General features: G+C 65.3%; 16 protein-coding genes and 1 tRNA gene. 9 read left to right on the plus strand and 8 right to left on the minus strand.

Features of this window, described 5'->3' with window-relative positions:
* Positions 1-25: 25 nt before the first annotated feature.
* A complete protein-coding gene (locus S58_RS16305; RefSeq protein WP_042339636.1) occupies positions 26-487 on the minus strand; it encodes an outer membrane protein assembly factor BamE in 462 nt (153 codons plus the stop codon).
* Between the two features lie 127 nt (positions 488-614).
* Between S58_RS16305 and S58_RS16310 the strand changes: the two genes are divergently transcribed.
* The 9 genes from S58_RS16310 (at position 615) to S58_RS16345 (ending at position 7,133) form a co-directional block, all read left to right on the plus strand.
* The gene (locus S58_RS16310) at positions 615-1,151 is read left to right on the plus strand and encodes a ubiquinol-cytochrome C chaperone family protein (RefSeq protein ID WP_015666444.1); all 537 of its coding nucleotides are present in this window, start codon (positions 615-617) and stop codon (positions 1,149-1,151) included.
* 76 nt (positions 1,152-1,227) lie between these two features.
* Complete coding sequence (locus S58_RS16315) at positions 1,228-1,779, plus strand: YceD family protein (RefSeq protein ID WP_015666445.1); 552 nt, start codon at positions 1,228-1,230, stop codon at positions 1,777-1,779.
* Between the two features lie 318 nt (positions 1,780-2,097).
* Entirely contained in the window at positions 2,098-3,159 is a 1,062-nt protein-coding gene (plsX, locus tag S58_RS16320; protein WP_042339641.1) for a phosphate acyltransferase PlsX, read from the plus strand.
* Positions 3,156-4,130 (plus strand): beta-ketoacyl-ACP synthase III, encoded by a 975-nt coding sequence (locus S58_RS16325; RefSeq protein WP_015666447.1) that lies wholly within the window; start codon positions 3,156-3,158, stop codon positions 4,128-4,130. The genes plsX and S58_RS16325 overlap by 4 nt, the downstream gene beginning before the upstream one ends.
* A 134-nt stretch (positions 4,131-4,264) precedes the next feature.
* Positions 4,265-4,618, plus strand: coding sequence for an integration host factor subunit alpha (locus S58_RS16330; protein ID WP_015666448.1), 354 nt, complete (start codon positions 4,265-4,267; stop codon positions 4,616-4,618).
* Positions 4,619-4,733: 115 nt separating this feature from the next.
* Positions 4,734-5,294, plus strand: a complete 561-nt coding sequence (locus tag S58_RS16335) for a MerR family transcriptional regulator (RefSeq protein WP_015666449.1) — start codon at positions 4,734-4,736, stop codon at positions 5,292-5,294.
* 224 nt (positions 5,295-5,518) lie between these two features.
* Positions 5,519-5,596, plus strand: a tRNA-Pro gene (locus S58_RS16340).
* A 258-nt stretch (positions 5,597-5,854) separates the two neighbouring features.
* Positions 5,855-6,019, plus strand: coding sequence for a hypothetical protein (locus tag S58_RS38605; protein WP_015666450.1), 165 nt, complete (start codon positions 5,855-5,857; stop codon positions 6,017-6,019).
* Between the two features lie 238 nt (positions 6,020-6,257).
* Entirely contained in the window at positions 6,258-7,133 is an 876-nt protein-coding gene (locus S58_RS16345; protein WP_015666451.1) for a class I SAM-dependent methyltransferase, read from the plus strand.
* Between the two features lie 466 nt (positions 7,134-7,599).
* Here the strand turns inward: S58_RS16345 and S58_RS16350 are convergent, their stop codons facing one another.
* From S58_RS16350 to S58_RS16380, 7 genes are all read right to left on the minus strand, one after another.
* Complete coding sequence (locus S58_RS16350) at positions 7,600-9,159, minus strand: oleate hydratase (RefSeq protein WP_015666452.1); 1,560 nt, start codon at positions 9,157-9,159, stop codon at positions 7,600-7,602.
* A 114-nt stretch (positions 9,160-9,273) separates the two neighbouring features.
* Positions 9,274-10,833, minus strand: coding sequence for an oleate hydratase (locus S58_RS16355; RefSeq protein WP_015666453.1), 1,560 nt, complete (start codon positions 10,831-10,833; stop codon positions 9,274-9,276).
* A 345-nt stretch (positions 10,834-11,178) separates the two neighbouring features.
* On the minus strand, positions 11,179-12,654 hold the full coding sequence (locus S58_RS16360) for an ABC transporter ATP-binding protein (protein WP_144058514.1): 1,476 nt from the start codon (positions 12,652-12,654) through the stop codon (positions 11,179-11,181).
* A gap of 50 nt (positions 12,655-12,704) precedes the next feature.
* Positions 12,705-13,388, minus strand: coding sequence for a biuret amidohydrolase (gene biuH, locus S58_RS16365; protein WP_015666455.1), 684 nt, complete (start codon positions 13,386-13,388; stop codon positions 12,705-12,707).
* Between the two features lie 14 nt (positions 13,389-13,402).
* Positions 13,403-14,329 (minus strand): ABC transporter permease, encoded by a 927-nt coding sequence (locus S58_RS16370; protein ID WP_015666456.1) that lies wholly within the window; start codon positions 14,327-14,329, stop codon positions 13,403-13,405.
* Positions 14,330-14,332: 3 nt separating this feature from the next.
* On the minus strand, positions 14,333-15,442 hold the full coding sequence (locus tag S58_RS16375; RefSeq protein WP_015666457.1) for an ABC transporter permease: 1,110 nt from the start codon (positions 15,440-15,442) through the stop codon (positions 14,333-14,335).
* Positions 15,439-16,548 carry a BMP family ABC transporter substrate-binding protein gene (locus S58_RS16380; protein WP_015666458.1) on the minus strand — a complete coding sequence of 370 codons (1,110 nt, stop codon included), beginning with the start codon at positions 16,546-16,548 and terminating at the stop codon, positions 15,439-15,441. Before S58_RS16380 ends, S58_RS16375 begins: the two co-directional genes overlap by 4 nt.
* Positions 16,549-16,692: the final 144 nt, after the last annotated feature.

Below are 16,692 nucleotides of genomic sequence, written 5' to 3' on the forward strand. Positions count from 1 at the left end.
CCGGGTTGCGGTGATCGGCTCTGGATCAGTTGAAGCTGAGCAGCTTGAACAGCGGCGTCAGGTAGCTGAGCTCCTGGCCGGAGGTCGGCGTGGTGCGGCTGACGAAGTCGAAGATCTTGCCGTCCTTCAGGCCGTAATTGGCGAGCCGGCGCACCTGGCGGTTCTTGTCGAAGTACACGGCGATGACGCGCTGATCGACCATCTTCTGGTTCATGAAGGCGACCGGGCGCTCGGCGCGCTGGGAGATGTAGTAGAACACCTCACCATCGAGCGTCGCGACCGTCGACGGTGTGCCCATCACGATCAGCACCTGGTCCTGGCTGGCCCCGATCGGGATCTGCTCGAGCGCGCCGGGCGGCAGGATGTAGCCCTTCTGGAACTGTTCGCCGGTGCAGGCCGCGAGCGCCAGGCATGTCAGCGCGATCGCGCCGGCGGTGCGCAGACGGGTGCTCAGGCCGCGGGAGAGCATGCGGGCAGTCGTTCGCATTGTCTGGGTCATCTTCTCAAAGATCGGATCCCGTCCCCTTGCGTCGGGCTGGGCGTTGACGTACCGGGCAAACTTGCGGATTGCAACATGCCCCCGAACAGGGTCGGGACTCAGCCGCGGATTTTTCATGCTCTGGCCATTCAACCATCTCAGGAAATCCCGACCGTCCCCGCGCGGGACCATCGAGCCGATCTATGGCATGATCGTGGCACAAACCAGAGAACCTTTGTTTTATAGGCACTTGAATGTCCCCGACACGGTCGATGGACGGCTCGATCTGCTGATTCTGCACCTCTGGCTGGTGCTGCGGCGGTTGCGCGGGGTGGGGTCGCAGCTGTCGCAGGCGCTGTTCGATCGCTTCTGCGACGACATGGACGACAATCTGCGCGAGATGGGCGTTGGCGACCTCACCGTGCCCAAGCGCATGCAGAAGTTCGGCGAGGCATTCTATGGCCGCACGGCGGCCTATGACCTCGCCTGGTCGGAGAGCGAGGCCCGGCTGGCGGAGGCGCTGCAGAAGAATATCTTGAATGGTGAGCGTCCGGACAGCGCGGCGGCCCTGGCCGCCTATGCGGCCCGGGTGACCGCAGACCTCGCCGCCATCGACGACAAGAGGCTGCTCGGCGCCAGCTGGAGCTTCCCGCGGCCGGATCAGCAGGACTAGCGATATGAGCAGAGACAGAGACACATCCCGCGAAACGGCGCGAGATCCTTCGAAGGACCCTTGGCGGGCGCCGCCCGTGATCGTGGCGCAGATCCCCGATGCCGGGCTGCATCGCGAGATCGAAGCCGATCTTGCAGCCCGCGACGCGATGGCCGTCCTCGCCGGTCTGCGCGAGGTGGTCTCGGCCCATGCCTCGTTCGACCTGGTTCAGAAGCGCGACGGCAAGGTGCATGTCGAGGGCCGGGTGCGAGCCCGGATCGGGCAGACCTGTGTCGTCACGCTCGATCCGATCGAGACCGAGATCGACGAACCGATCGACCAGATGTTTGCCCCGCCGGAGCAGATTCCGGAGCTTGCCGATCTGGTCGAGGACGACCCGAACAGCCAGGTCGAGACCGCCGATCCGCCGGAGCCGATCGTCAATGGCCAGATCGACCTCGGCCGGCTCGCCGCCGACGCGCTGTTCCTGGGGATCGATCCCTATCCGCGCAAGCCGGGCGCCGTGTTCGCGCCGCCCGCCGAGGCGGAAGACCCCAAGGACCATCCCTTTGCGGCGCTGAAGGCGCTGAAATCGGCAGATGCTGCAACGCCAGTCGGCGCCCGAGCGAAGAAAACGGGTGAGGATTGATGCCTGGATAGGCAGGCCGGAAGCGTTGCGATCCTGTCACAAAGGCTTCCGAATCCGCCTCAAGCTCCTGATTCCGTTGACGAAGACCGATCCGTTGCGCGCCGGCACAAGGCCGGTGGTTGCAAAATGGGTCCTGCCCGGGAGGTTGTTTCGACACGGAGAGACGCTATTGTCGCGCCGGGTCGGGGTGCGACGAACAGGCTCGGACGGCCTGCGGTCCGTCCAAGGGCCGCGCAGTGCCTCTGAACGACCGCCAACAAGGCCGAGCACGACACGGCCAAGACGAGATCAAGCTCGAGATCAGGTTTCCGGGACCCCATGCCTCAAAAGGTTCGAATCGCGCTGGACGCCATGGGCGGGGATTTCGGCGCGGCCGTCATCATCCCCGGTGCTGCGATCGCGCTCAGCCGCCATCCGGATGCGGAGTTTCTGCTGTTCGGCGACAGCGCCAAGATCGTCGCCGAGCTCGATCGGCATCCGCGGCTGAAGGCGGTCTCGCGCGTCATTCACACCGACGTCGCCGTCAGCAACGACGACAAGCCGAGCCAGGCGCTGCGTCGCGGCCGCAAGACCTCGTCGATGTGGCTCGCGCTCGAGGCGGTGAAGAAGGGTGAGGCCGACGTCGCGGTGTCCGCCGGCAACACCGGTGCACTGGTGGCGATGGCGCGCTTCTGCCTGCGCACCTTGGACGGGATCGACCGGCCGGCGCTGGCCGCGATCTGGCCGACCGCGCGCGGCGAATCGGTGGTGCTCGACCTCGGCGCCACGATCGGCGGCGATGCTCGCCACCTCGTCGCGCTGTCGGTGATGGGCGGCGCGCTGGCGAGCGTGCTGTTCAACAAGCCGAGGCCGACCGTCGGCCTGCTCAACATCGGCGTCGAGGAGATGAAGGGCCACGAGGAGATTCGCGAAGCGGCCGAGCAGCTGCGCGCGATGAACCTGCCGCAGCTCGACTATATCGGCTTCGTCGAGGGCGACGGCATCGGCAAGGGTGCGGCCGATGTGGTCGTGACCGAAGGCTTCAGCGGCAACATCGCGCTGAAGACGGCCGAGGGCACGGTCCGCCAGGTCACGGATTTCCTGCGCGGCGCAATCCAGGCCAGCCTTTTGGCCCGGGTCGGCTACCTGTTGGCGCGCGGCGCCTTTGCCGCCCTGCGGGCCCGGCTCGACCCGCGCAAATCCAATGGCAGCGTGGTGCTCGGGCTCAAGGGCATCGTGGTCAAGAGCCATGGCGGAACCGATGCCGAGGGCTTTGCCTCGGCGGTGCGGGTTGGCTATGAGATGGCCCGCTACGATCTCCTGACCAAGATCACTCAAACACTCAATCGCGACGGCGGCGCATTGGCGTCGGAACCGGTCGCCCAGGAGGCTGTCTCGTGACAATTCGTTCGGTCGTGCTCGGCTGTGGCTCCTATCTCCCGCAGCGGGTCGTGACCAATGCCGAGCTGGCAAGCCGCATCGAGACCTCAGACGATTGGATCGTTCAGCGCACCGGCATCCGTGAGCGCCATGTCGCAGCCGACGGCGAGTTCACTTCTCACCTTGCGATCAATGCCGCGCGCGCGGCGCTTGCCGCCGCCGACGTCGATCCGCAATCGATCGACCTGATCGTGCTGGGGACGTCGACCCCGGACAACACCTTCCCGGCGACTGCGGTGGCGGTGCAGAACGGACTCGGCATCCATCATGGCGCGGCGTTCGACCTGCAGGCGGTGTGCTCGGGGTTCGTCTTTGCACTCGCGACCGCCGACAATTTCCTGCGGAGCCGCTCGTTCAAGCGGGCGCTGGTGATCGGCGCCGAGACCTTCTCGCGCATCCTCGACTGGAACGACCGCACCACCTGCGTGCTTTTCGGCGACGGCGCCGGCGCGCTGATCCTGGACGCCCAGGAGCAGGGCGGCACCTCGTCCGACCGCGGCGTGCTGACCACGCATCTGCGCTCCGACGGGCGCCACAAGTCGAAGCTCTATGTCGATGGCGGCCCGTCCTCGACCCAGACCGTCGGCCATCTCCGGATGGAGGGCCGCGAGGTGTTCAAGCACGCCGTCGGCATGATCACCGACGTGATCGTCGACGCCTTCGATGCGACTGGAATGTCGGCCGAGACCATCGACTGGTTCGTGCCGCACCAGGCCAACAAGCGAATCATCGACGCCTCGGCGCACAAGCTGCACATCGCGCCGGAAAAGGTGGTGCTGACGGTCGATCGGCACGGAAATACCTCCGCCGCCTCGATCCCGCTGGCGCTCGACGTGGCCGTCAAGGACGGCCGCATCAAGAAGGGCGATGTCGTGCTGCTGGAGGCGATGGGCGGCGGCTTCACCTGGGGTTCGGCCCTGGTGCGCTGGTGAACCATTCCGCGGCACGAGATTGGACGTGGAGATTGGCGACGCGGCATGCAGTTCGGTTCACGCTGCTGTTGACCGTCGCCGCTTAACCTCTTAATTTCCGGAGCGAATTATTCGCCGGGAGTGTGGGGCAGGCGATGGCGGGAACCGGAAAGACAGTAACACGCGTCGATCTGTGCGAGGCGGTCTACCAGAAGGTGGGGCTGTCGCGGACGGAGTCGTCTGCGTTCGTCGAGCTGGTCTTGAAAGAGATCACCGACTGCCTGGAGCGTGGCGAGACGGTGAAACTGTCATCGTTCGGGTCGTTCATGGTGCGCAAGAAGGGTCAGCGCATCGGACGCAATCCCAAGACCGGCACCGAGGTGCCGATCTCGCCGCGGCGGGTCATGGTGTTCAAGCCGTCCGCGATCCTCAAGCAGCGGATCAACGGCCAGTCCGTTCAAAAGATGAATGGCGAGGCCAGCGCCGAATTCGGCGCCGAGACGGAATAGAGGCTCCGGGGGCGGCCCCGACCAGGGTGCGCGGCCTCGACCGCGTTCAGTTCGTCCAATGCGTTCAGCGTGATCTCCTAATCTCTTGTCAGCACGATCGAAGGGGAACGGGCATTTGGACAAGGCGCCGGACGCGTTTCGGACGATCAGCGAGGTCGCGCAGGAGCTCGACATCCCGCAGCACGTGCTGCGGTTCTGGGAGACCCGGTTCGCCCAGATCAAGCCGATGAAGCGAAGCGGGGGCCGGCGCTATTACCGGCCCGACGACGTCGACCTGCTCAAGGGCATCCGCCGCCTGCTCTACGGCGAAGGCTACACCATCAAGGGCGTGCAGCGGATCCTCAAGGAGCACGGCGTCAAGTCCGTCCAGGGGCTCGCCGACGCCTCCGCCGCGGTCTCGTTCGGCGCCATGGAGGAGACGCTCGGCCAGGCCCTCATGGAGGAGGAGCCGATCGGCGAGGCCGAGGTCGAATCGGAGGACGAGGAGGAGGCTTCCGACGAGGAGGGCATCGATTTCCGCTTCGTCGACACCGAGGATGACATCCTCGACACCTTCCGCGTCGGCCCGCCCGCCCGCGCCGGCATGAAACCGGAAGAGCGCGAAAAGCTCCAGGGCGTGCTCAAGGAGCTGCTCGACTGCCGAGCGCTGCTCGATCGGGCCATGAAGGAGCTGTGATCCGGGGGCCGTGTAGGGCGGTGCGCAGCTGACCATTCCAGTCTCATCTCCGTCCCGAAGGTTCCTCCCTCAATCTCCCATGGTCCTGCCGCGTCCTCGACCGACCGCCCGGACGATGGAGTTCGGCGCCTCCAAATGCTGCGCTGTCTTCTCGGTCCCACCCCCATGAAACCCGGCCGCCGCGCCTTGCATCGGGGCCGGATCACGGCTACAGGATCGGCCATCGGAGCGTGGCGCAGCCCGGTTAGCGCACTAGTCTGGGGGACTAGGGGTCGTGGGTTCGAATCCCGCCGCTCCGACCATTTTTCGAATTGCTGCAGTCCGGTGATCAGCCGCGAACAATTGGCTCGGCTTCTGCAGCCCTCGCTGAACTTGCGCTTGCCATTTCGTCGTGCTCGGAGGCCACGCTGTGCCTAGCCCGGCAGCCGAAATCCCTTCTATCTTGGAACTGTTGTCGAGCCGGGCTGCTTTATCTCCATCCCCAGCTGAGGCTCTGCCCGTAGGCGCTGGGGGCTGAGAGACCCGTTGCGCTCCGGCCTGCCTCGTCAGGGAGCGGTGCCATGCGCAAGTTCATCTATTTTCCATTGAAGATCGACGCTGAGAACACCGAGCGGGTCCACGAGGGCTTGAGGCAGGCTCTCGAGCTTCTCAGGCAGACCACGCCGGACACCTTTCTTGGTCGAAAGAGCTACGAGCCATACCCCAAGGAGGCCGAAGGGGACTGACGGCCGGCTGTCACCGCAGGCGGCGCCGTCGCCGGTGCATTCGAGGGCCGAGCTCGCGGCACGACCGGCTCGTTCGCAGCGCCGCTTGTCACCTTGCCCTGTTCGTCTGAGCCGTGTTTGCCGCTATCTTTTCAACGCGACGACCGCCGCCTAAACTCCCTTCATCAGGATCCCTGGCGCGATCGACCTGCGCCGGGAGTTGGTTTTTTTCATTATTGCAATCGTGCCGAGTTGCTCCATGGACGCCGCCGTCGCCGACACTTCCTTTGGCCATTTCGAAAACGCCGAGCAGATCGCCTTCTGGAACGGCGCGGGTGGGGCGCGCTGGGTCGCCCGGCGGGCGGAGCTCGATGCGATGCTGGCGCCGGTCCGGGACGCGCTGTTGGAGCATGCCGCGCTGGAGGTTGGCGAGCGGGTGCTCGACATCGGCTGCGGCTGCGGCGCGACCATGATCGCTGCTGCCGAGAAGGTCGGCCCTGGCGGCAGCGTGGTCGGCCTCGACGTTTCCGCGGCCATGCTGACCGCGGCCCATGAGCTTGCGCCGGCCGAGGCGCCGGTCAGCTTCGTCCAGGGCGATGCGATGGTGCATCACTTCAAGGCGGCGAGCGCCGATATCGTGATCTCGCGCCTCGGCGTGATGTATTTCGCCAATCCCGTCCGCGCCGTCCTCAACATCCGCAATGCGCTGCGCTCGGAAGGCCGCATCGCCTTCGCCTGCTGGGGTGAGTTGCGCGACAATCCGTGGGCATTGGAGCCGCTGCAGGCGGCCTATGATCACGTGCCCAAGCTGCCCGGATTGCGGCCGCATGCGCCGGACGATTTCGCGTTCGGTGCGGGAGAGTGGATCGAGAAGGTCATGACCGACGCAGGGGTGCGGCGGGTTCGGCTGGAGCGCTGCGACATGGCTCTGGACCTTGCCGCCGGCAACGGTCTCGAAGCGGCCGTGCAGACCGCGCTTGCGATCGGGCCTGTCGGCCGTGCCGTCTCTGGGCAGCCGTCCGAGGCGGTGGAGGCGGCGACGGCCGCGGTGAGGAAGGCGCTCGCGCGCTACGCGAAGGGGCAGGGCGTCACGGTTCCCGCTTCATTCTGGATCGTGACCGCCGTCGATCCATAGTCTGCCCCTGCAAAGAGCCGCCACTTTGGAGAGGTTCCAGTTCCCAGGCCGGAACCACGCTTTGCGCTGATGGTTAATCTCCGCAGGCGGTTTTCCCAGCACACCCTTGCATTGAACCTTTGCGCGCACGCGCGCACCAACCTGTTGTTCGGCTCCGGATATGAGTCGGTTCTTCAGGAAATTTTAGACGGGCGTCGGGGTTGAACCCGATGTGTTGTTCATTGTCGTTCAAGGAGGCGCGTATGGTCCTCAGGACTTTGAAAGTCTCGTTGTCCGTTTTTGCCGCTGCAACGTCGGTCGTGTCGCTGTTCGCCGTCAGCTGGGTTGGTCTCGCACTGCTCGGCTACTGATCAATTCACGCAATGATGCATAGAGGCGATCCACTTTTACGAGATGCGACGAACGCGCCCGGATCGAACGTGATCCGGGCGCGTTCGTTTTTGCATAAGCGCGCCGACGCCTCCGCTCAGGCGAATGCCTTCTCCACGGTCTCGATCAGCACGCGGAACGATTTGTCGTGGCGCGTGATCGGCGGAATGGCTCGATCGATGTTGAGCAGCTGATAGACCGCCATCTGTGCCGCACGGACTGAATATTCCACCGTGAACACGACGTCGTCGGGAATCTCGACGAACTGGCTGACGAAGGCGAGGTTCTTCGAATTCGCCGGCACCGGCAGCGGCCGGTCGCTGGTGTTGCGCGGCATGAACATGCTGGTGATGTAGGGCAGGCGGCAGGGTACGCAGGTCGCCTGGTCGAACACCGCGAGGTCGAAGTTGAGGTGGCCGCACAGCTCCTTGAGGATGTCGGCGCCGCCGCAATCGGCCATCGCCTTGCCGACGAAATTGCCGATGCGGTCGGGATGCAGCGCGTAGCCCCAGAACACCTTGATGTCGTCAGGCTGACCGGCGAAATGCGGCTGGTGATACAGCACGACCGACATCAGCCAGTTCGACTCGGTGAAGGTGACGAGCCCACCGGTGCCGGCGGCATTGCCGGTGAAGGCTTGCATGGCGTCGAAGAAGCGCGGATTGCGGCAGGTGACCGTGAACGACTCCCAGCACGATTCCGGGATCGATGAGTTGAACGCGGCGGGATTGCCGAATTCGGGGCGGCCCTTGGCGATCTTCTCCCACAGCGTCCAGCCCTGGCTGTCCTGCTTGGTGAGCCGCGGCGGCGGCGCATCCTGTGTGCCGAGGCTGGTCGCATCCGTCATCGAGCCGTTCTGCAGGAAGACGAGATCGTCGCTCGATAGCGCGACCGTCTCCGGCTTGCCGCTGCGATCCAGCGTCAGCCGCTTGACCACGTGCTTGCCAGCTTCGGTCGCGATCTCGATGTCGGTGACATCGACGCCGCCGGCGAAATTGACGCCATGGCCTTCGAGCCATTTGACGAGCGGCACGACGATCGCGTCGTACTGATTGAACACGGTGCGCTTGACGCCGGCGAGCGTCTCGATGCGCGGAAACTCGTTCATGAAGCGATGCAGATAGCGCTTGAACTCGACCGCGCTGTGCCACGGCTGGAACGCAAACGTCGTCTGCCACATGAACCAGAAATTCGTGGTGAAGAACGGCGGCGACAGCCAATCGGTGATGCGGGACTTGCCGAGCTTGTCCTCGGACGCCTCGGTCAACCTCACCAGCTCGAGCCGGTCCTGCATGGTGAAGCCCATGGTGGAGACGTCGACCTTGTGCCGGTTGCGGTCGACGAGGCGCGCCTGCGAATGCGCGACATTCACCTTGTTGAAGGCCAGCGTTTCATCGCGCACCGTGCGGCCGGGATCGGCGGCATCGGGGATGCTGGAGAGCAGGTCCCACGTGCACTCATAGTGATCTGTCGTCAGCATGCGGCCACCGCGCAGCGAATAGGAGCCGTCGGGCAGCCGCGCACCGTCGAGACTGCCGCCATAGGGCAGGTGCTTCTCGTAGATGGTGATGTCGCTTCCCGCGACGCCGCCGTCACGGATCAAGAACGCCGCGCCGGCCAATGCGCCGATGCCGCTGCCGATGAAATACGCCTTCATGATGGTTCACCCGGAACGTTGTTACGGTCCGGGGCTTAGCGGCGGCGCGGGTGGACGGAACTGATCCAGGTCAACTTGCGCCGGCGTGCGCCGATCACGATCTCGCGCGTTCGGTCAAGCGAACGATTTCACCACCGATTGCAGCAAAACCTTCAGCGATTTGTCATACGGCGTGACCGGCGGAATGGCGCGGTCGATCTTCAGCAGTTGATAGACCGCATGCATGGCCGCGCGTACCGAGTACTCGATCGTGAACACGGCATCCTCCGGCAGCTCGACGAACTGGCCGATGAAGGCGAGGTTCTTCGAGGTGAGCGGCACCGGCAGTGGCCGGTCGCCATAGCTGCGCGGCATGAACATGCTCATGATGTAGGGCATCCAGCACGGCACGCAGCTGGCGTCGTCGAACACCGACAGCGGCAAGCGCAGATGCCCGCACAGCTCCTTCAGGATCTCCGCGCCGCTGCATTCGGACATCGGCTTCGGCACGAAATTGCCGACGCGGTCGGGAAACAGCGCATAGCCCCAGAAGATCTGGATGGTCTGGGGCTGATCCGGAAAATACGGCTGCGTGTACAGCACGATCGACATGCGCCAGTTCGAATCGGTGAAGGTCACCAGTCCGCCGGTGCCGGCGACGTTGCCGCTGAACGTCTGCATCGCGTCGAAGAAGCGCGGATTGCGGCAGGTGACCGTGAATGACTCGAACGACGATTCAGGGATGCACGTATTGAAGATGGCGGGGTTGCCGAACTCGGGACGCCCAGTGGCGAGCTTCTCCCACAACGTCCAGCCATGACTGTCGGCCTTGGTGAGCTGCTTCGGCGGGCTGTCATGGCTGCCGAGGCTGGTCGCGTCGGTCATCGAGCCGGCCGTGTAGAACACGAGATCGTCGTCGCCAAGATCGATGCTGCGGCGGGCGCCGTCCTGCGCCAGCACGAGGCGCGTGGCGCGGTGCATGCCGTCGGTCGTCACGATCTCGATGTCCTCGACATCGGCGCCGCCGACGAAATTGACGCGGTGGCCCTCGAGCCAGCGCACCAGCGGCAGCACGATCGAGTCATACTGATTGTAGACCGAGCGCTTGACGCCGCCGAGCGTGTTCATCATCGGGAATTCGTTCATGAAGCGGCGCAGATAGCGCCGGAATTCGACCGCGCTGTGCCAGGTCTGGAACGCAAAGCTCGTCTGCCACATGTACCAGAAGTTGGTGGTGAAGAACGGCGGCGACAGCCAGTCCGAGATCAGCGAGTTGCCGAGCTTCTCCTCGGAGGTCTCGGTGAGCTTCGTCAGCTCGATCCGGTCCTGCATCGAGAAGCCCATGGTGGAGACGTCGACCTTGTGCCGGTTGCCATCGACCAGCCGCGCCTGGGCATGGGTGACGTGCAGCTTGTTGAAGGCTATGGTCTCCTGGAGAACGTTCTCCTTCGGATCGGTGTAGCTGGGAATGCTCGACAGCAGATCCCAGGTGCATTCGTATTGTTCTGTGGTGAGCATGCGGCCGCCGCGCATCGAATAGGAGCCGTCCGGCAGCCGCGCGGCGTCCAGACTGCCGCCATAGGGCAGGCGCTTCTCGAAGATGGTGATGTCCTCTCCGGGCACGCCGCCGTCCCGGACCATGAATGCTGCGCCTGAGAGCGAACCGATGCCGCCGCCGATGAAATAGGCCTTCATGATGTCGACCTGCTATTTAAAGGTTTGAAACGAAATAAGGAAATGCCGGCAGGCGCGGCGAATCACTGGCCGAACAAAAAGCCCGCCGAGGGCCATGTTACCGCAGCGGGTTAAATTAGTCCTCAACACGTTGAAGTCGTTTGTCCGGGTGCGGCTCAATGCCCCGCCATCTGCCGCGTGTCTGGTCTCTCCACCGTCATTGCGAGCGCAGCGACGCAATCCACGGCTCCGGTGGGACTCTGGATCGCTTCGCTGCGCTCGCGATGACGGGGAGAGAGTAGGCCATGCCACGAGCGGCGCGAGATGCCGGAGAGACCCGTCCTCCGCTAAGGATCGACGTCGCCCTCAATGCCCCGCCATGTGGCGGCCGATCACGGTGAGGTCGGCCTCGCCGGCGCGGGTCTCGTAGACCAGCTGGCCGTGGAACATCACGACCAGGCGGTCGGACAGCTCGAGCAGCTCGTCGAGATCCTCGCTGACCAAGAGCACCGCGGCGCCGCGGTTGCGGGCGGCCATGATCTCGGCGTGGATCTGCGCGACCGCGGCGAAGTCGAGACCGAAGCACGGATTGGCGGCGATCAGGACTTCGACGTCGTGGCCGAGCTCGCGCGCCAGCACGGCGCGCTGCACGTTGCCGCCCGAGAGCGCCGAGATCGGCGTATCCGGGGTGCGGGTCTTGATCTTGTAGCGGCCGATCTTGGTGGTGGCGTCCTGACGGAAAGCCGCCTTGTTCAGCCACCAGCCGCCGCGGGCGAAGGGCGCGCGGTCGAATTCGCGCAGCGCGATGTTGTCGGCGACGCTCATGCCGCCGACGCAGGCGTTCTTCAGCGGCTCCTCGGGCAGCAGCGACATCTTGTGGCGTCGCATCTCCTCCCGCGTGGCGGAGTAGGGCGCGCCGGAGACACGGATAGCGCCGCTCTCGGCCTCGCGCTGGCCGGCGAGCACCTCGACCAGCTGGCGCTGGCCGTTGCCGGAGACGCCGGCAATGCCGACGATCTCGCCGGCGCGCACGGTCAACGACAGGTCGTGCACCGCCATGGCGCCGGCATCATCGCGCGCGACCAGCTTCTCGACCTCGAGCCTGATCGTACCGGCCTTGCCGGTGCGGGCCGGCTGCACCGTGAGCTGCTCGGCGCCGATCATCATCCGCGCCATGTCGTCGGGGGTGAGCTCGGTGACCTTGCCGCGGCCGGCGAGCCTGCCGCGACGCAGGATGGTGACCTCGTCGGCGAACGCCATCACCTCGCGGAATTTGTGCGTGATCATCAGAATTGTCAGCTCGCCGGCCTCGACCATCTTGCGCAGCATGCCGAGCACCTCGTCGGCCTCGCCGGGCGTCAGCACCGAAGTCGGCTCGTCCAGGATCAGGAAGCGGCGCTTCAGATAGAGCTGCTTGAGGATCTCGCATTTCTGCCGCTCGCCGGCGGAGATGTCGGAGACCTTTGCATTGAGCGGCACGCGAAATGGCATGCGCGACAGGAACGCTTCCAGCTCCTGCTTCTCCTTGGCCCAGTTGACCACTGCGGGCACGTCGTCGCGCGCCAACACCAGGTTTTCCGCGACTGTCATGGCCGGCACCAGCGTGAAGTGCTGATAGACCATGCCGAGGCCGAGCGCGTGGGCATCCCGGGGATTGCTAATCGCGCGCTCGCGTTCGGCGATCAGCACGTCGCCCTCGGTCGGGCGGTAATAGCCCATGATGCATTTGACCAGGGTCGACTTGCCGGCGCCGTTCTCGCCGAGCAGCGCGTGGAACGAGCTGGGGCGGACCTTCAGCTCGACATCGTCCAGCGCGGTGAACGCGCCGAAGCGCATCGTCATCGCGATGGCCTCGACGCCGAATGCGCCGGAGGGCGTCGGATCGTCGCCGATCACGACAGCACCTCGATCAGCGCGGAGGAGGTCGCGACCGCGCCGAACACGCCGCCCTGCATCTTGATCATCTTCAGCGCGTGATCGTGATTGCCCTTGTCGGTGGCGCCGCAGCAGTCCGACAGCAGCACGCATTCGAAGCCGCGGTCGTTCGCCTCGCGCATCGTGGTGTGAACGCAGACGTCGGTGGTGATGCCCGTGAGCACGATGTTCTGGATGCCCTTGACGTGCAGGATCAGCTCCAGGTCGGTGGCGCAGAACGAGCCCTTGCCTGGCTTGTCGATGATGATCTCACCTGGCAGCGGCGCCAGCTCGGGGATGATCTCCCAGCCTGGCTCGCCGCGCACCAGGATGCGGCCGCACGGGCCGGGATCGCCGATGCCGGCGCCGATCTGCTGCGAGCGCCAGCGCTTGTTGGCGGGCAGGTCGGAGAGGTCGGTGCGGTGGCCCTCGCGGGTGTGGATGATGCAGAAGCCCTGCGCGCGCATCACCGTGAGCAGCTTCTTGATCGGTTCGATCGGCGCCCGCGTCAGCGAGAGGTCATATCCCATCTTGTCGACATAGCCGCCGACGCCGCAGAAATCGGTCTGCATGTCGATCACGATCAACGCGGTATTCTCCGGCCGCAGATCGCCGTTGTAGGGCCAGGCATAGGGCTCGGAGCGGATGGTGCGCGCGGTCATGGCGGACCTCTGGACTAGCGGGTGATGGACAGCTCGGCTGGCGCGCCGCTCAGGGTGCGCTTCGGCGAGCAGGTGATGATCATGATGAGCAGCGTCAGGATGTAGGGCGCGGCGTTGAACAGATGATAGCCCGAGGTGACGCCGACCGATTGCAGCGCTGGCCCCAGCGCCGCGGCGCCGCCGAAGGCGAGCGAGGCCCACAGGCACAGCATCGGGTCCCAGCGCGCGAAGATGACGAGCGCGACGGCCGTGATGCCTTGCCCTGACGACAGACCCTCGTTCCAGCTGCCGGGATAGAACAACGACAGGAATGAGCCGCCGATGCCGGCGAGGAAGCCGCCGGCCATGGTGGCGCGCAGCCGGATCATCAGCACCGAATGGCCCATCGCGCGCGCGGCATCCGCGCTCTCGCCGGCGGTGCGGATCAGCAGGCCCCAGCGCGTGGTCTTGAACGCCCATAGCAACAGCGGCGCCAGGATGACGCCGAGCAGGAACAGCACGTTGATGCGCAAGGCCGCGCGCACTTGAGGCACGTCGCTCCACCAGCCGAAATCGATCGCCGGCAGTCGCGCTGCCGTGGGCTCGATCAGGGGCTTGCCGAGGAAGAAGGCGAGGCCGGTACCGAACAACATCAGCGAGATTCCGACCGCCACGTCGTTGACGCGCGGCAGCGAGCAGATGCCGGCATGCAGGGCGCCAAGCAACGCGCCGGTCAGGCCGGCGGCGAGGACGCCGAGCCATGGCGATCCGGAGAGATAGGAGATGCCATAGGCGCTCATCGCGCCCATCACGAGCGTGCCCTCGAGGCCGAGATTGATGCGGCCGGAGCGCTCCGTGATGCATTCGCCGAGACTGACGAACAGGAACGGCGTGGAGACGCGGATGGCGCCGCCGAGCACCGCGAGCGGGACGGTCCAGAGCCCGATGTTGCCGTCAGCCATGCGTCACGACTTTCCCTTGAGGAAACCGATGCGGCCATACAGCGCATCGCTCGCCAGCACCGAGATGAAGATGATGCCCTGCAGCACCATCACCGAGGCGTCGGGCAGGCCGAGCCGGCGCTGCAGCAGTCCGCCCGAGGCGTTGATGCCGCCCAGCAGGATCGCGACCGGAATGATCGCCAGCGGATTCTGCCGCGCCAGGAACGCCACCAGGATGCCGGTGAAGCCATAGCCGACCGCGAGATTGGCATTGGTCCGGCCCTGCACCGCGGCGACCTCGACCATGCCGGCGAGCCCGGCGCACGCGCCGGCGAGGAAGCAGACGGTGAGGATCAATTTGCCGACAGAGAGGCCGACGATCTTGGCGGCGCGGATGTTGCCGCCGGCGACGCGCGCGGCGAAGCCGAAGGTGGTGTGATAGATCAGCACATACGACGCGATTGCCAGGACCAGGCCGAACACCAGCCCCCAATGCACGTCGGTGCCGGGAATGCTGCCGATCATGTTGGCGGCGCCGATCTCGCGTGTCGACGGCTTGTTCAGGCTCGCCGGATCGCGCATCGCGCCTTCGACGAGATGGTTGAGGATCGCGAGCGCGATGTAGACCAGCAGCAGGCTGGAGATGGTTTCGTTGACGCCGCGATACTGGCGCAAGCCGCCCGACAGCAGGATCCACAAGCCGCCTCCGGTCATGCCGGAGATCACCATCGCGACCTGGACCACCAGCGGCGGCAGGCCCTGCAGCGCGAGCGCCGCAGATGTCGCCGCGAGCGCGCCGATCAGCAGCGCGCCTTCGCCGCCGATGATCACCATGCCCAACTGCGCGGGCAGGGCGGTGCACAGCGCCGTCAGGATCAAGGGCGCCGCGCGGCTCAGCGTGTTCTGCCAGGAGAACCAGGTGCCGAACGCGCCGTAATACATGTACCAATAGAGATCGAGCGGGTTCTTGCCGAACAGCGCGACGAAGATGCCGAACAGGACGAGCGCGGCGACCAGCGCCGCACCCGGGATCAGGATGTACTCGATTTCAGCGCCATGGCGTTGCAGGAAGCCTGCATCGGCGGCCGGCGCGATGGCGGCCGCATCAATCGGATCGGCCGCCTCCGTGGTCATGACGTCGCTCCGATCACGCCCTCGACCAGATAGTCCATCTTCTCCAGCTCAGGATCCTTCTGGCCGCGCTCGGTGCCCGCGGTGATCACGGTATTGCCCTTGTTGTCCTTGATCGGGCCCTTGAAGATCGTGTAGCCGTCGCCGAGGAATTTGGCCTTGATCTCGTCGGCATGCTTGCGCGCGGCTTCAGAGACCGCCTCGCCATAGGCCGAGATCTTGACCACTTCCTCCTTGAGGCCACCGCGATAGAAGTTCGGGATGCTCTCGCCGGCCGCCAGCATCTTGACGAACTTCGGATACAGCGCCTCCCAATTCCATTCGGCGCCGGTCAGATAGGCCTTCGGCGCGAGCGGCGACTGGTTGACGTGATAGCCGGTGACGAAGGCGCCGCGGCGCGCCGCGTTCTCGACCATCGTCTTCGGACCGTCGACATGGCAGGTCAGCACGTCGACGCCCTGGTCGATCAGGCTGTTCGTCGCTTCGGCCTCCTTGACCGGCATCGACCAGTCGCCGGTAAAGATCACCTGCGTGGTGGCCTTGGGATTGGCGAGCTGTGCGCCGAGCGTGAAGGCGTTGATGTTGCGCAGCACCTGCGGGATCGGCTTGGCGGCGACGAAGCCGAGCTTGCCGCTCTTGCTGGTGTAGCCCGCAACGATGCCGGCGATGTACTGCGCCTCGTCGATATAGCCGAAATAGGAGCCGGCGTTCTTCGGGTCCTTCTCGCTCCACAGGCCGCCGCAGTGCTCGAAGCGCAGCTTCGGGTACTTGTTGGCCATCTTGATCATGTGCGGATTGTAGTAGCCGAACGAGGTCGGAAACAGCAGGGTGGCGCCGTCGAGATTGATCATCGACTCGATCGTCTTCTCGACCGCGTCGGTCTCCGGCACCTTCTCCTCTTCGATCACCTTCAGCCCGGGCAGCTTCTTCAGCGCCGCCGCGCCTTGCGCATGCGCCTGGTTGTAGCCGTAGTCGTCACGCGAGCCGACATAGATGAAGCCGATCGTCGTCTCGGCTGCGAAGGCCGGCCGCAGGCCGGCGGCCGCGCCGAGCGTCAGCGCCGCGCCACCCTGCAACAGATGCCGTCGTGAAATCCTGCCAAAGTCCATTGCTGAGCTCCCTGGGCGGGTCGACCTGCCCGCGCTGTGTCATCTCGGCTGCACCGGAACGGCGGAGCCTCGAAGGGGAGCTTTCGCAAGCTTTGTGCCAGGGCCGCGTGGGCCGGAACGAGCGGTAAGTTGCTGAAATCGCTT

Source organism: Bradyrhizobium oligotrophicum S58 (assembly GCF_000344805.1).
Taxonomy (GTDB): domain Bacteria; phylum Pseudomonadota; class Alphaproteobacteria; order Rhizobiales; family Xanthobacteraceae; genus Bradyrhizobium; species Bradyrhizobium oligotrophicum.